Consider the following 16167-nt stretch of genomic DNA (forward strand, 5'->3'; position numbering starts at 1 on the left):
TTGTCCGACTATAACATTTTTTACTGGAACATGTTCAATGCTCATCGTGCCCGTGAAGTACACTCTCTCGTGAAGTTCAGTGTTTCGAGAATTTCAGCGTTCCTCGACAATACCATTTCTTCACGGGACCAGAAAACACAACTCAGTCCTCAAACAGTCATCACAATAAACCAGCACGTTTTCGCAAGCCCCATTCTATCGTGAGTAACAGGATCATTGCAGCAAACCACCAGTAACTTTGCCAGATCAATGTTTCGGATTCGAGTATTCGCCCATGACTGAATGGACGGAGCAATTCCGGTAGACGCCTAACGTCTTCTTCGCGGAGCATCACCCCAGCGGAAGCTGCCGACATTTGGGAGAGCAACTCTTCGTTCGCATTCGTGGCTGTCATCTCGCCTGATTCGAGCCCTTCCACGATCAGCTCGCTTCGAGCTTTGAGTGCGGAATCACTCATCCCCGATGCCCGAATCGAAACACTGTATTCGCCAGTTGAAAGTGATTGCGAGCGACCACGATAGATTCCTGGAATGTCCGGATCAGCCTCGAGTGCTACGGTGGCTTCGATTTTTCCATTCTTCCAGAACAGGGCATCCGCCGTCGACCCGACAGCAGGCTTTCCATCGACTCCACGAAGACGGATGCGGACATCAACGCTCTCACCGAAGTCGTAGCTGACCGGTCCAGTATCGATAGAAACAAACTCGTCACTGACAGCATACGGACGCGGCATCACGTAGGTCGCCAGTTGATTCCAGATGCGCTGATGCCAAAGATCCGCAGACTTGTATCTCCAGCGCCAGGTTTCATCAAAAGCGAAATACAAAACTCGCCCCGCCCCATAGTTGCGAGTCACAATCGCTGCTTCTGTATCTGTACCGACTTTCGCCTCGACGAGCACTTCCGCACCTGGAAGAGCAGTGACAGGAACCAAAGTGTGAGGCGGCGGAAGTTCTGTCCAGAACTTTCGGTTCTGGAAATCATCAGCCGCAAGCCTGAGTGAACTTTCCGCTGCACCACGTTCAGTCAGCTCTAACGACTGCGGCGTCAGTGAAGTTGCGTCCGGCTTCCATTCAACAGGGACTAAACTCCCCAAACTGGTTTCCAAAAGTTCGCGAAGCTTCTCTCGTTGACCATCTATCAGAACCATTCCTCCCCCGCGGATTTCGACAAACTCCTTGAGCCAGTCAAATTCATGCGTCTGAAATAACTTCGGAGAGATTTCGCCAAGAATGATCAGATCGAATTCAAAGAGTGCTTCACGACTGGTGGGGAACTGGTCAGTTTGATCGCCTCGTGGAAGGGTTTGAGCGTCCGCTCCAGGACCAGCGATGACAGTGGTGACGTCCCATTGCTCGTCCCTTTCAAATACGTTTCTCAGATAGCGTGTTTCCCATCGCGAACGACCATCCAGAATTAGCAATTTGTAACTCTGCTTGATGGCTGCCAGTCGAAAACTTCGCTGATTATTATTCGTTTCTGCTTCCTCCGCCAACGGGACAATAACCGCTTGCAAGTTCAAAGGGATCGAGTGCCGCACGACAGAGGAATCAAGACTGTCGTCGAGCTGATCAACAAGTTCGTTGATTGCAAATTCAAATTCGACTCTCCGTTCCGGCCTGTTTTGCGAAACCAATTCCTCTTGCCAAAGGACATCATCACCGTTCCGAATCTGTACGACAAAGGGAACGCTCTCGGTCATTGAATCTCGGAGAATCACTGCTCCCCGAACTTGATCAGATTTAAAGACCAGTTCCGGATATTCCACTCCAACAACCGCAAGATCTTCAGCTTGCTCCGCCGCACCAAAGGAAACGCAGAAATACTTGACACCCTGTCCGCCCAGAATCTTCGCAGTCTGTACCGGGGAAGGACCGGAATTGTGTTGTCCGTCCGTCAGCAAAACGACTGCAGTCTGCTTTTGAACTGGGGCATCACCTACGGAACCTGACGTTCCCACAGTTTTTTGCACAGTTCTTTGCGATGTCAAAATCGCTGAACTCAAGTCGGTGAGGTACCCCTGATGATCATCCCGGTTCAGTACCGATTCGAACTCATCGATCTGGATGGACATTGCCTCTGATCCATGCATCATCAGTAGTTCGACTTCGTGTTCTTCCCGCAGTGCCGCGACCGTTTCTGCAGTTGCTCCGGTGAGCGCAAGCTCCGCTCTTCGTAACCGTGTTGACTCGTCAAACATCGAGATGGCAGAACGATAAGAGTCATCCCCGGCATTCAATTTTTGTTCGAGATCATCATCGAAGCTCTTTTTGATCGCTTGCTCAATCGACGCCACTTCACGAAGTAAATTTTGCGTAACCTGAAGCAATTTCTCGGGGCTCTCCTGCTCAATTGTCAAAGAGTCGAATTGAGCCTCTAGTTTTCCCCACAACTCTTGATTGATCGCATTGGGGAGCGATTTCCGCAGCTGTGTCACCTCTTTTTGAAAACTGCGAACGGCTTTTATCACTGTTTCGTTGGCGACACTTGAAGTCTTGTCCGGAGCGCTTTCGGCACTCACTTCAGCTGCTCGCAGTTTCTGTTCAAACGCCAAGCGAGCTTGAACGAGGCTTTCAGCAAGGTCAAGTTTCTCTGTCTTGATTTCTTTCGCATTCAGCCAACCAAGCTCTTTCGCGATTCGTAATTTTCGAATCGTCGGCATGTGCTGATCGAGCATCGTCATGCTCTCAGAAAGGTCGACATAAATTTTCACGCGTCCCGGTTCACCGATAGTCTTACGATGGTGAAGTACCGGCCCAGTCAGGATCATGATGCCGAGGAAGAATGCAGATGCTCGTAACAACGGAAGCAACCACTTCAGCCGCGGTGGTAAATTGAAACTTTCTCGTCGATAGTACCGCCATGAAAGCACTCCGACGACAAGAGAAAGAACAAGCCCCAACCAAAGCGGGACATCACCAATGAAGCGTATGCTCGTCATGCTCGGACCCTCGCAAATCGCTGTTGCAGGATCAGTTCCAGGAAGAGAAGTCCCAGCAGCGCCGCCAAAGCAATTTTCCAGACTTCTCGTCCGTGACGACGTAAGCGATCAAGTTCCAAATACTGCTCTGGAGACTCCAAAACTGTTGCAGACAACTCGTCTGCCAACTCTGCGATTTGCGTCTCATTCAACAAATCCAGCGACGATTCTGTTCGCGAGGTCTCTGCAACGAAGTGAATCGCTTCCGTCGATGGAAGCGACATTGTATACAGTCCGGGTCGCTGCGTTTCTTCGTACCTCGCAAGTTGAGCGGTTCCTTCAGTCACAGTTTTGACAGATCGCTGAAGGCCATCCGGGGTCACAACTGAAACGGTCGCTTGATCGCTCAGATCAGGAATGAGAGCAACGGCTGAATCTCCAGTTTGAATGTTTCTGGGTGGAGAAATTCGCGAGGCCATCGTGGTAATCAACTGCTGCATCATCGGGACATAAACCGGTCGGAGCGGAAAGTCTGACCAGTCCGCATCGCACGCGGTCGCCATTTGCACAACCACACCTTCCCCATAATTCTTCTCCACCAACAATGGATCTCCACTCTCCATCATGGCCAATGTCACAACTTCTGAGGCCTCCGATGGAACAGCCAACTGATACCAGCGCCGAATCGTGGCGCTCGAAAGATCGCCATTGGAAGGATCGTTGAAGAACTCCAATGCAACGTGATCGAATCGCTGGGAGAGGACCGCTGTGCTTGAATTCTTCTCACCAACTTCACCTTGCAGCGGACCAAAGGAAACGGGGAGCAGTCCTTGTCCGTCGACAAACATTTTCTCTCGATACCAGTTGAGATCAAGCTGATCACCCCCACATACGAGAACGGCCCCACCATCTTTGACGTACGTTTCCAAAAACTTCAGTTGCTCATCGCTCAATTTGGAAACGTTAGCGAGAACAACGACTCGCGATTTTTTTAAACGCTCTTCGTTTAACTCTTTCACTTGAATAGTTTCAGTTTCCACGAGATCGAGAAGCTGGACACGACCAAAGGTGAGTGGAGTCAATGCGACGGAAAGATAGTCGGTCTCTCCCTGTAATGGCTGTGAACTGGGAGCCCCGTCAACAAGTAAAACTTTAATGTTCTCCCAAACCGTCACTGCGGCAGCAAAGCGATTGTCGGCTTGTAACGGATCATCTGTCACAACCTCGACTTCTACGACATGCGAACCGGGCGTTTTAAACTCGCTCGGAAATAAGACTTGTGTTTCTGCACTGGGCGGTAACTGGAGTTGAGTCACCGAGTCCTCAACGCCATCGACGCGGAAGATCGCGCGAACATTTTCGACATTGCTCGGACCGTGGTTTCGCAGATTCGCACGGAGATCCAATCGTTGCCCGACTCCGAGAGCACGTCGAGGAAAGCTGAGTGAGTCAACCGAAATGTTTTCCTGAACTGGCTTGCCGAGTTGCATCATCGAAAGATGGGGGACGATATCGAGCCCTTCGAACTGGCGACGGATTGCCTTAAGTCCCTCTTTGTGAATGACCTCCCAGTCGCGGTTTTGAAAGTCACTCATAATGATGCACTCGCGTCTCGCGTGTGACATTCCAGCGAGGACAACAAGTGCCTCATCAATAGCAGCCTGCATGTCGCTGGCTCCCATCCCTCCTTCGGTCCGGCTCAGCTTCTGAATTACGACTTCCGAATCGAACACCGGTTCATCAAAGAGACGGGTTGGAACTCCTCCGGTAAGAATAACGGCAATCTCTGAACCGCGACTTGTTTCACCGATCAGCCTGGAAGCAGCTTCCACAGCCTCCTCAAACCGGCTCCCACTCTCTGAGTTCGTATCCATTGAATAGCTGTTGTCTAACAAAATGACGAGTGAGACAGGTGATTCTCCTTCAAGTCCCTGCGCTCCAGTCAAAATTGGCCGAGCCAAACAAAACGCCAGCAGCAACGGGATGGAACACCGAACGAGCAGCAGAATGAGTTGGTTCAACTGAAACCGTTTATGGTTCACACGAATGACCGACTCAAGAAGATGCATCGCCCCCCATTCAACCGTCCGGAACCGATTTCGATTCAGGATGTGAATGACGAGTGGGATCAAAAATGCCGCAGCTCCCCAGAGAAGAGCTTGATTCATGAACGTCACTTGGCTCTTCTCCTTAAAGCCAAATACGCTGCCAGTGAATCGGCAAACGGCTGGTCAGTTGTCATGGGGACCAAACTGATCCGATGGCGGTTACATCCGTTCGCCAGCTGTTCTCGGAATTGATTCAACTTTTCTAAATAAGCGTTTCGAAGTTGTGCCGGGTCGACAAGATGTCGGTTGTCAGCAGCTTCGAGAGAAGCAAACTGCGTCCACTGCCGGAAGGGGAAATCGAGTTCGTCCGGGTCCCAAATCTGAAAGATGACGATCTCATGATTTGCATGCCGGAAGTGTGCCAGCGACTTCATCAACTGGTCGACATCACCAAACAGGTCAGAGATGATCATTAACAACCCACGACGTTGCAGCTTGGCGACCATTTCGTGAAAGACGCTGCCCAGTTCTGTTTCGTGTTTCGGTTTTTGCGTTTCGAGTTCACCGAGAATGGCTTGCAAATGCTTTGGTCGAGCACGCGGCGGGATGTAACGACGAACTTTTTTATCGAACGTCACCAGTCCGACGCTGTCTTGCTGTTGCAACATTAAATACGTCAGGCAAGCAGCTGTTCGAACGGCATACGCATGCTTCGTCAATCCATGACTTCGCGTTCCGGTGTATCCCATGGACCCACTAGAATCGAGCAAAATTGTACAGCGAAGATTCGTCTCTTCCTCATATTCGCGAATGTAAAGCCGGTCAGTCTTTCCGAAAAGCTTCCAGTCAATACTGCGAATATCATCACCGGGTACGTACGACCGGTGCTCTTTGAACTCGACGCTGAAACCTTTATGTGGCGATCGGTGCAGCCCAGAGCAGAATCCTTCAACGACCTGCTTTGCAAGAACTTGCAAATTCGTAAATTTTCCAATGTCGTGCGGAGTGAGGACGTCGGATACATGGGACATAAGAAGGCACGCTAAAGCGAGGCGGAAGGAAGAAGCGGGAAACTTGAGAGACAACTACAGCAACTGTTTCGAAGCTGCCGGGAGTTCTCGAATGAGTCGCCGAATCAAATCATCCACACTCACACCTTCAGCTTCCGCATTGAAGGTTGGGACAATTCGGTGACGTAAAACAGGAAAGGCAAGAATCTCCACATCGTCGCGAGTCACATGATACCGCCCTTGCAACAATGCTCTCGCCTTCGCAGCGAGGACAAGTTGCTGACACGCGCGGGGACCAGGCCCCCAATCGATTAATTCGCGAACCCAGGGAGCGGTCGTCTCATCCTTTGGACGAGCCGATCTGACGAGATCGAGAACAAGGTTTTTAACATGCTCTGGCAAAGGAACCCGGCGGACTGTTTCCTGACAATCGATAATTTCACTGCCTGTAACGACCGCCTCAATCCTGGCAGCGATCGTCGAAGTCGTGCGATCGATGATATCTCCTTCCTGTTCCCGACTCGGATAATCAACGATGACATTGAACAAGAACCGATCTCTTTGCGCTTCGGGAAGCGGATAGGTTCCTTCCTGCTCGATCGGATTCTGAGTTGCCAGAACAAAGAACGGCTCGTCGAGTCGATACGTCTTCCCACCGACAGTCACTTCATGTTCCTGCATCGCTTCCAACAGCGCCGCCTGTGTTTTGGGAGGCGTTCGATTGATTTCATCCGCCAACAACATTTGAGTGAAGATCGGACCCTTCTCGAAAACCAGATCTCGATGGCCAGTCTCTCGATTCTCCTGAATGATATCGGTCCCGGTGATATCTGCTGGCATCAGATCGGGAGTAAACTGAATGCGATTGAAACCAAGGTTCATCGTTTCTGCCAACGACCGAACCATCAATGTTTTGGCGAGACCGGGAACACCCTCAAGAAGGCAATGCCCGCGAGCCAAGATTGCAATCAGCAACTGTTCAACCACTTCGTCCTGACCGACGACGATCCGCCCTACTTGCGTGCGAACTTTCTGGCACACCTCGACCAACCGCGCAGCCCGTTCCTGGTCATCCAGCTTGTCTGATTCCTGAACCTGAGTCATTAAAAAACTTTCTTGAGAAGCCATTCCGTGACCGACTGTTCAATTCAATGAACTTTAATACGTCAAGAGTGTAAGGAAGCAGCGGACGGGAAACAAATGAGACAGGCGATCCTCAATCCATGCCGGTGAATTCGCTCAAAGCTCAAGTAGCCTTAAAAAACGAGAATTCTCTCAGCTGGAACTTTTTCATTTTCCTGCGCCGGCAGAGAGTCCGTTTCATGTGGAAAATCGCACAGACCAACGTGGCAGAACGCAGACATCATTTTCAACACGGCTCTGGCGAATGGAGCCGCATTTCAATACTCTTCACGATTTTCGCGTCATCTCCTTTTTCTCGATGGCAAATAACCGGAGCGTCCGAAATGTCCAAGTGTTTAATTACTGGTGGAGCTGGTTTCATTGGCAGCCATCTGACAGAACTCCTGCTCAACCAAGGGCACGAGGTCATCATTCTGGATAACTTTTCCACCGGTCAGCAGAACAATCTTGCACATGTTCAGGACCACCCCAACCTGAAGATGGTCACAGGTTCCATCACGGACCCAATACTGCTTTCCGAAGCCGTCATCGGCGTCGATGTGATCTATCACCTGGCAGCGGCTGTTGGGGTGAAGATTGTGGCAGACGATCCCGTTCGAACCATCGAAACAAACATCTATCCAACAGAGCGATTACTCCGACTGGCTGCCCAGACTGGTTGTCGATTCTTCATGGCCTCCACGAGTGAGGTTTACGGAAAGAACCCCAAAGAGAAATGGGACGAAGAGGAAGATCTCCATTTCGGTCCGACTTCAAAACCACGCTGGGCGTATGGATGCTCCAAAGCGATTGACGAATTCCTCGCACTGGCACATCACAAAAAATACGATCTACCAGTTGTGATTGGTCGGTTTTTCAATGTTGTCGGTCCACGACAGGTCGGCAACTACGGCATGGTCATTCCACGTTTCGTTGATCAGGCACTCAACGGTGGACCGGTCGTTGTATATGACGATGGGCAACAAGTCCGCTGTTTTGCTCACGTGAAAGAGATCGTCGATTGCATCGCGACTTTGACCAACTCCGACGCTGCAGTCGGAAACATTTACAACATCGGCAGCGATCAGGCGATCTCCATCGAACAGCTCGCTCGCGAAGTCATTCAACGTATCGATCCGAATGTTAAGATCGAGTACGTCGAATACAGCGACGCCTACGGAAAAGACTTCGAAGATGTCCGACGAAGAGTCCCGGACGTCTCTCGGCTGGAAGCCACCATCGGGAAAAAACCGCAAATGACACTCGGCCAGATTCTGGACGACATCATCGAGTGGAAGCGGTCTTCTTCGTAGAACCACTCGAACATTGGAATTCACTTTCAATCTCGTGACGAGCAGTCGATGAAGTTATGAATGTGAGCTTCACGAACATGACAAGCAACGAAATGCTCTAAGCTTCGTCGAAACCGCTTCTCGGCAAAATCCGGTGTCCAACAACTTCCCGTGGATCGGCTGCGTTGCGAGTCGGCTGAATGTGAACTTCCACGACAGCCCAGATCGGCTCGAAACGTTGGCCGGAACGCCGTTCCCGGGTAGACACAATCAGTTCTCGAGCAGCTTGAACCACTCCCAAACCGGCAGATCCTGTGCAACCAGCGGTACAGACCAGAAGACCATTCTGCTGGAACTGTGCAACAAGAACGCCGTATTCATGGCGAAGGCCCTTACCTGTCCGTTGTGATTCGTAGATCCTGCCGTTTGCCACGAGTAAGTAAGAATCGTCCCGAACCGAACTCAGTTGTTGCCGATATTTCTGCTCCTGCTGCAGCCTCTCAATCGAGACTGAGAAGCTACTTCTAAAGGCCTTCTCACTTGGCCACACAAACGCAAAGGGCAAATCCGCGAGATCGACGCCTGTTGCCATTGGCTCGAGTTCAAACATCTTAGCTAACATGAGTTCACTCGAATGAGACGCTCGCGGACTCGAGATGCTGACGATCGATCCATAGTCTTCATCGAGATGCTTAAACCACTCTTCCTGTTTGAAATCAAGGTTCCCTTTCTCAAACACCTCTGGACGATACGGAACTTCCTGAATATTAATTTTCGGTTGTCGCGTTCCCGATTGACCAATGCTGTATGTAAATTCCGCTAACGCCTTCACGTCCCATTCGGACATGTCGACTCGCATTTCATGATCTCGATTTCGTGACGGAATAAGAAACGTGACCGGTCCAGAATTTCCAAGAGCTTCGATCAATGTGGGCGGTTGAAAGAGTTCTTTCGCCAAAGAGATTCCGTGCATCCGAAAGTAGGTGTCAAGAATTTCGAGTTCGTCGAAATAGATTGAGTTGTTTTTTGCGGGATCTCCAATCCCTCTCAGCTTCTGGTGATTGATTGTTTTCTTCTTGGGGCGGTGCGAATTGGCCTCTGCAATTTTCTTTTCGAGTTCCGTGTAGCTCCCGACACGGCGTGCCTCCATGTCAATCATGTTCGAGATTTTATCGTTCGCAGAAAAACTCATCTGACTGGTACCTGACATCCCACAATCTCCTGAAATCTCACGATGCTCTGGTGAGCTTTACTCATCAGACTGTAAACGACAATTGTTGCCCTCTTGTTACTCCGTTGACACTTCGGACTGATCCCCTTTGAAAAGGAATCGAAGCAGATGGACCACAGAGACAGCCAAGCCTCATCTTATCAAATTTCAGAAAATGTTATCAACATCCATCAAACCTTTGTGATCCGCAAAAACAGCATTGCCGCATAAATAATCGGGCATTAATGTAGAAAGAGATCGCAAAGACACTCCCCTCATGTTTTTGAAATTTCAACACGGACTGCAAAAATGAAAACGAACCAACCGCATCTGGCAATCGGTTTTTGCCATTTCAATGCAGGAGACCTGAACAAACCTGAGTCCGTTTCAAGGCTTGCCCGACTGGTGCGACGGGCTTCGAAACTGGAAAGTTTCAGCAGCTTTCGCATGGTCCTCTTCATTGAAGATGGACAATACCACCATCTCGCGAGATGGGTTGATTCCAACGAACAGGCCCTCTCACAAGCGATTCAAAATCAACTTCAAGCAGCTCGGAATCAACTTGATGCTGTTCTTGCAAAGACTGCTGCCGCTGGTGTCACGCTTCTCCACGCTGCCGATCTGCTCCCGTTCTTCGAAGGGATGAAACAGAAACATCAGACACAATTCACAGGTCGATTCTATGAATTCGCTGCCGGAGAAAGGGGAAATCTTGGGTATACAGGGCCCAAGCTAATTCGTGATCTTCTCGCCCTCAGCCATCCCGACACACCTGTTTTCAATCTGGACCAAGACGTCCTGGAGGATGCGACCGATCTTGAACGAGTTGCCTTTCTCGTGACACAACTCGTCAACACGGCAAAAGAAAACCTTCACCAACCCTTTGCGGTTTCTGGAGCGTACACCGATGAACGAGTGTACGACAAATCGAGCATTCGTGTTCTGCAATTCATGCAACTCGCGGATGCTCTAGCCATACGAAACAACGAATCTGCCGAGAACTCGATCACGCCGGAACCGGATCCGGAACCGGTAGCACTTGATGCTTATTTTGACTTCCTGAGTGCCCAGAGAATTTCTAACACTCTTGATGTGATGGTCGAAAAGGTCATGCCGCATGTTGAAAACCAGCTATTGTCCGGTGCCTGCTTCATTCCGAACGCACTCTTTCTGAAGCAACACGCTGAGATGTCGAACCTTCGCGGATTAGCGTCGTGGTCGGACGATCATTGGCTAGAGGCCATTCGACGTGAAACAATTCCAAAGGAGGCCAAAGCGGACCTCGGAATTCGATTCGAGCAGCGAAGACATCCAGATGGGGCCACCTTTCTAGACGTCCAATGGCACGCTCGACAATTTTTGCCCCGCCTCTTCTTCGGCATCGCCGGCCTCGACATGCTCAAGGATAAAAAATTGAAGGAAACGATCCAGAAGGGCTTACCAAACTCGCCAGAATTGAGAAATGCCATCTGGAAAGCAGGCCGAAAATCCCTTACTGAATTGGTCTCCCCTGAGACGAGTCAGTATTATGCTGGAACAGTCATGGCGGCTGCCGTAGATGGTCTCCCCAGTGCCAAGGAACTCGTCCTTTTGAATAAAGACCTGTATCCAACAGGGCTTCGTAATGCGATTCTGGAACTCCCGGAATCTTATCCGGGGCCAGATCGTGACAAAAAAAACCTGGAGGGGGAATTTCAGAGGCTGGTTGAAGACATCGCAGTTTGGGCAACCGATATGAGAACATGGTGGAGCGATTGCTTCATCCCTGTTGCTGAATCGTTTCAATTACCTGGCGACTCCGATTGTGTATGATTCGCAAAGACCGGAGTGAGATGACACTTCATCAAATGATGAACAGCACGACAAAGATCACATTGAACTTGTGGAGAAGAAAATGAGTCAACTTGCACTATTACAAGAAGTCGACCTCGATCAATTTCGGGTCATTGATTGCCCGGTCACCATCGTCGACCTGTGGAATGCAGTCAGTCTTGCATTGGCTGGGCGGGCTGATGGGAAAGTCACAGGTGCTGATTCGCTCAAGCTGAAATCGCAACCGGAAGTCCTCACAAACGAGTTCTGTGAGCAACTCGCCGAAGACCTTCAGAATCATGTCAGCATTCACCTGGGTGAGAGCGAATACACGATCACCTTTGAATGCGGGAACCAACACACTCCCGGTCTTGGTGGTCGCTCGGAACGCATCGTTCGGCTGATGCGAGAAGGTGCTGTCGTCCTTGCCAGTCGACAGCAACTTGACTACAGCACACTCTCAGATGATTCTGAAGACACAACAAACCAGCGAAAAGATGAACTCATCCTGATTGACGATGCCGACAAGCTCGCCGAAATGACATTCGCTCTTCTGGCTCGCTCTTGAATGATTTCACAATAGCCGAATTCGAACAAAAAGCTGCTCAAGGAAACGTAGCTCCTACTGAGTCGCCACGACTCTTCCAGCCTTGGTGACACGTCTTCATCATGGCTTAGGCGGGCCTTCCGGGAAGTATCGCAACATCCAATTCTGTTCGGACTGTTGCCAATCTTTCCAGCCGAGCAACTCATAAAGATCCCGGCGTTTCTTGTGGTACAAGTAGACAGGTTGTCCCGACCCGGAATGCTTGTTGAGTAGCTGCATCGCTTGAGCGTAGTTTCCTTCTCGACGGTCGCGGCGAGAGTGCAGCAAGAAATATTCCTTCGAAGTCGTGTCAACCCAGGACGACAACTCTCGGAAGTTCTTTTCGAATGCCCGATCCAGCTTTTCCTGATCTTCAATCGGGTGCTTCGCGAGCACATCGGGAAGTTCGTGATAAGCCAAAGCCCGCTCCTTACGATACAAAGCATCAATCAGATCTCGCTTCGCAGCTTCCATCTCCTGGTGAAGCTTTTTCTCCTCTGCCGTTTTCGGTGAATGCTTCCGACCAAAGTAGCGAGCCAGCTTGTTGGTCTTCACCGAGTCAATCACTTCATCGGCAAGCTCGACAACAACACCGAGTCGCTCCTTGCGGTCCACCGAATCAGCAAGGTGAAGGCGAGCGACAAGCAGTTGCCGATCAGATTTCCCAAGCTCTTTGAGTCGATCAGAAATCTCTTCAATTTGTGGCTGATGCTTCGACCAATCGAGTGTCCGCAAGGACTCAAGCAGAAACTTCTGCTCTGCATTCACGAGGTCAGTCACAGGTGTTGTCTTCGCCTCAGCTTTGACCTTGGTAGTGACAGAGCTGACAACATGGCGGACGGGAATTGGATTCGGATCGTCACCCGAGAGGCTGACTTCACCAACCAGCACATCACCATTGCTGACACCCTTCGGAAGAGACTGCGACAATGGGAGATTCAACCAGAACCGAACTTGTTCTCCAACAGTCAACTCGGCACTGCTTTGGGCCTTGATGTTCTGAATTGCATCGAGGCGAGATTCGAAGAATTTCAGTCCGACACGTCCTATCGGTTGCTCGATCACAAGTGGAAGTTGCTCATATTTTTTAAGTGCGTTGCGGTCCAGATGACGCAGTTCGACACGAACCAGATACTCACCACTTTCCGCCGAGAAGTCAGCCGGGAACATGTCATCGGTATGCACAGGTCGCTGATTTTTGTCGAAGACCTGAATGAAATGTGCATCAACTGGCGAGCTGTAAATCAGCGGAGTCAGCAGCGGATTCGAGAGTTGTATCTTCGCTTTCGAAGCCAATTCAAACTTGTACTCCAACACCATCTTCCAGGTCCCCTGATCATCCCAAAGTCCGTCACGCTCATCGCTGAGCAATTCGATATCGGATTTCACCGGGGAAAGTTGCCTCTGCCAACGAGTCAGCGACCCGGACAACTTGACTCTCTCGAACTGAAGACGCGCAGTCAGATCCAAAGGGAGTGCGTCCCCACGGCTTGGCAGGGTGAGCATATCGAGAGAGGGTTCAATCCCCCCAAAGGAGACCTCTAGTTCAAGATCCGACTCACCCAGACTCGACCAGTATTGAGACAGGCATAGTTCCAATGTTCGCTCAGCCACCACAGGAATCTTTTTAACGAAGACTTCTCCCGGTGAAAGCGAAGTGGTTGATTTAGTTTCGTGGGTTTCAAACGATTCACTGGGAACAAGTTGCAGGTTGTGTAAGTAGAAGAAACCTGAGCCGTTTCCGGATTTTCTCGTCAGCTTTAGCTCTGCGTAGCGGCTTCCAATCGGAGGTGTTAGAAATGTGCGAACTAATGTTCCAGCATTGGATTTGATCTTCTTTTTGAATTGATTTGAACTGAGTTTCTCAGGCTTTGTGACGACGATGGGAACCCGAAAAAGTGGCCCACGCTCAGGATGTTCAGCATGAACTCCAACAACTTCTGCAGTGTGCAATCCCGGTTTGAGGCCTGTCGCATCCACGACCACTCCAAAACTGGCTCCCCCATTGGTCAGCAGCAATTGGCTGCCGACGCTGACCCAGTCTGCTTCAACACTTAATGTGATCGGAATCTCAAACTCGAGGAGATTGTCGTTCAACTCGCTGTCGTGGAAGCGGGGTTTCACCTGGACTGCTGATCCCACCGATTTTTTCATTTCGAACTCTTCACGGATGTAAATCCCACGCGCGTTGCTTCGGGATGAGATTTCGACATCAATCTCAATCGCCTCGGCAGCGGAGGCTTGCTCGAGTTGATGGGCATAAGCTTTGTCAACTTGAATCAAACCGGGACCTTGCGCGAGCTTGTCGACTGTTTCAACTTTAGCGGATGTTGCCTGTAAGCTTCGTTGAATGGAGAACGGCGTATATTCCTTGCCCTCCTGTTTCAAGCCGGAAAGCATGAGCGCGATGTTTCCGCAGGCATTCGGGGATGCCATCGATGTTCCGTTCATGCGCTGGCTGGGCTGCAATGTGTAAGCTGGTACCGGAGCAATTGCACCGCCGGGAGCGAACAAGTCGACTCCCCAATCTCCATCCGCTGTCGGGCCGCGCGAGGTCCAGGTATACGGCAACCCCGGGACCGCTTCGTGAAGCGAATACTCCTGCTTCGCCATCTCAGGAGAAACATACGCTCCCACACCAATCACAGCTGATGACGTCCCTCCCGGTGCTCCAACAGTCGTCAGCGCAGGTCCGCTGTTCCCAGCACTGGAGACAAAGATCACACCTTTGTCTCGAACAATTTTGTTGAACTCCTCAATCAATCGGCCTTGGTTCGGCAAGGCAGCCTGTTCGCCGAAGCTCATGTTGATCAAATCACATTTCATCTCAGCAACACGTTTCAAGCCGCGAATCAGAGCTGTCCCGGTTTCCATTCCCCCTAGTCGCGAATCGCCAATACTTACCGAAATGAACTGCACGCCCGGTGCGAGTCCATTACGTTGTGGATTTTCTGGATAGTTTGCTCCAACGATTCCGGCAACGTGTGTTCCGTGGCTTCCGGTCGTAGTCACGATCGAGAGGAGTTTTCCATTCTCGTAGAGATTCACAGAAAAATTGAGCTTCGAGGCATCTCCAAAGTTTGCGAACTTCTGATTGACTTTGTAGTCAGTCAACAATTCTTCATCTGCAAGGTCCCCATCTTCATCGGTATCGATCACAGCTTGCCAATTTTTCCCATCGTGAAACGTCACACAATCAAAAATTGGCCCGGGATCTTCGTAATCTTTCTGAGCAGATCGAAGCACGTCAATCCGAGCCTGAAGTTCTTTTTTATCGATTGAAGAGCTCTTGTCCTCAAGCTGAGAGAGGAGATCTGCTTCGCGTTTACGCTGAGCCTGGTTCCACTTTTTGAGCCGCTCTTTTTTCAGCCTCGAAACCAGTGGCGCCGGAAAAAGATCGAATCCTGCCTTCAACCCAAGTCGGTACTTCCCCGAGGGATTCTTCCACTTTTTATTGATTGCGAGAGTCCTTCCCGTCTGCCCGGTCAGCTTCCCATCTTCAGGTTCGACTTCGTCAGACATCATCACGTCACCACTCCCGGTGGCATCGATGATGTCAATCACTTTCGGTTTCCCGTCGGAGGTGACTCGAAGACCAGCCGCACCGGGGTCAACCCCCGTATCAAAAATTGCAACGATCACTCCTCGACCGTCGAACTTCGGATTCGCCTTCAGGAAGCGAACCGCTCCGGTCTCCGTTTTCGGGAGCAATGCCTCTGACCGATAGCTCCGCTCAGAAGGCTTTTTCAGCTCTTGTTTCTTCGCGCTCTGTTTGGTTTCATCAGCAAGACCAGACGGGTGATGGTGGCTGAGAAAAAGAGACGCAGCGAGAACAGTAAGGATTGCAAAACGTGCCATGATGGCGGTCCAGTCTCTGAGTTCGTCGTGATTGATCTATTGAAGCACTTGGCGATCACTACGGAGAATGATGCCACTTTGACACTATCTTACTGGTCAGTGAAGTCCTGATAACATCGCAAACTAACAAGCATCGCCGTGACTTCGACCACATGAAAGGCCGATTCTTCGAGTTGAAAGGAATAATCGTCATTGATATGACAACCGAATCTGACACGTTAAACGCTTTTCACACCCCTTCACAGGCTTACACAAAAATTTCAAAACGAGAATTCGGAGACACTTCTTCAAAGTCATCCTGAATTCTTC

9 protein-coding genes are annotated in these 16167 nt (G+C 50.4%); 3 read left to right on the forward strand and 6 right to left on the reverse strand.

From position 1 onward, the window contains the following. Positions 1–160: 160 nt before the first annotated feature. From ACN0YR_RS19980 to ACN0YR_RS19995, 4 genes are read right to left on the reverse strand one after another with little or no spacing between them, the layout of a single operon-like run. Entirely contained in the window at positions 161–2941 is a 2781-nt protein-coding gene (locus ACN0YR_RS19980) for a hypothetical protein (protein ID WP_417850982.1), read from the reverse strand. Continuing rightward, positions 2938–5088, reverse strand: coding sequence for a VWA domain-containing protein (locus ACN0YR_RS19985; protein WP_417850983.1), 2151 nt, complete (start codon positions 5086–5088; stop codon positions 2938–2940). The genes ACN0YR_RS19980 and ACN0YR_RS19985 overlap by 4 nt, the downstream gene beginning before the upstream one ends. A 5-nt stretch (positions 5089–5093) precedes the next feature. Continuing rightward, on the reverse strand, positions 5094–5999 hold the full coding sequence (locus tag ACN0YR_RS19990; protein ID WP_417850984.1) for a DUF58 domain-containing protein: 906 nt from the start codon (positions 5997–5999) through the stop codon (positions 5094–5096). 54 nt (positions 6000–6053) lie between these two features. After that, a complete protein-coding gene (locus ACN0YR_RS19995; RefSeq protein WP_417850985.1) occupies positions 6054–7106 on the reverse strand; it encodes an AAA family ATPase in 1053 nt (350 codons plus the stop codon). Positions 7107–7444: 338 nt separating this feature from the next. Between ACN0YR_RS19995 and ACN0YR_RS20000 the strand changes: the two genes are divergently transcribed. Beyond that, positions 7445–8413 carry an NAD-dependent epimerase/dehydratase family protein gene (locus ACN0YR_RS20000; protein ID WP_417850986.1) on the forward strand — a complete coding sequence of 323 codons (969 nt, stop codon included), beginning with the start codon at positions 7445–7447 and terminating at the stop codon, positions 8411–8413. A 97-nt stretch (positions 8414–8510) separates the two neighbouring features. On the opposite strand, the gene ACN0YR_RS20005 is transcribed toward ACN0YR_RS20000, so the two are convergent. Further along, a complete protein-coding gene (locus ACN0YR_RS20005; RefSeq protein ID WP_417850987.1) occupies positions 8511–9602 on the reverse strand; it encodes a hypothetical protein in 1092 nt (363 codons plus the stop codon). A gap of 309 nt (positions 9603–9911) precedes the next feature. Between ACN0YR_RS20005 and ACN0YR_RS20010 the strand changes: the two genes are divergently transcribed. Next, a complete protein-coding gene (locus ACN0YR_RS20010; RefSeq protein WP_417850988.1) occupies positions 9912–11414 on the forward strand; it encodes a hypothetical protein in 1503 nt (500 codons plus the stop codon). Between the two features lie 82 nt (positions 11415–11496). Then, positions 11497–11982 carry a hypothetical protein gene (locus ACN0YR_RS20015; RefSeq protein WP_417850989.1) on the forward strand — a complete coding sequence of 162 codons (486 nt, stop codon included), beginning with the start codon at positions 11497–11499 and terminating at the stop codon, positions 11980–11982. A gap of 99 nt (positions 11983–12081) precedes the next feature. Here the strand turns inward: ACN0YR_RS20015 and ACN0YR_RS20020 are convergent, their stop codons facing one another. Next, positions 12082–15858 (reverse strand): S8 family serine peptidase, encoded by a 3777-nt coding sequence (locus tag ACN0YR_RS20020; protein WP_417850990.1) that lies wholly within the window; start codon positions 15856–15858, stop codon positions 12082–12084. Positions 15859–16167 lie beyond the last annotated feature (309 nt).

The organism is Thalassoglobus sp. (assembly GCF_048270125.1).
Taxonomy (GTDB): Bacteria; Planctomycetota; Planctomycetia; order Planctomycetales; family Planctomycetaceae; genus Thalassoglobus.

Coding starts and splice junctions, on each gene's coding strand:
- ACN0YR_RS19990 (WP_417850984.1), bottom strand. CDS start 5,999: ATGTCCCATGTATCCGACGTCCTCACTCCGCACGACATTGGAAAATTT.
- ACN0YR_RS20010 (WP_417850988.1), top strand. CDS start 9,912: ATGAAAACGAACCAACCGCATCTGGCAATCGGTTTTTGCCATTTCAAT.
- ACN0YR_RS19995 (WP_417850985.1), bottom strand. CDS start 7,106: ATGGCTTCTCAAGAAAGTTTTTTAATGACTCAGGTTCAGGAATCAGAC.
- ACN0YR_RS20015 (WP_417850989.1), top strand. CDS start 11,497: ATGAGTCAACTTGCACTATTACAAGAAGTCGACCTCGATCAATTTCGG.
- ACN0YR_RS20005 (WP_417850987.1), bottom strand. CDS start 9,602: ATGTCAGGTACCAGTCAGATGAGTTTTTCTGCGAACGATAAAATCTCG.
- ACN0YR_RS19980 (WP_417850982.1), bottom strand. CDS start 2,941: ATGACGAGCATACGCTTCATTGGTGATGTCCCGCTTTGGTTGGGGCTT.
- ACN0YR_RS20000 (WP_417850986.1), top strand. CDS start 7,445: ATGTCCAAGTGTTTAATTACTGGTGGAGCTGGTTTCATTGGCAGCCAT.
- ACN0YR_RS19985 (WP_417850983.1), bottom strand. CDS start 5,088: ATGAATCAAGCTCTTCTCTGGGGAGCTGCGGCATTTTTGATCCCACTC.
- ACN0YR_RS20020 (WP_417850990.1), bottom strand. CDS start 15,858: ATGGCACGTTTTGCAATCCTTACTGTTCTCGCTGCGTCTCTTTTTCTC.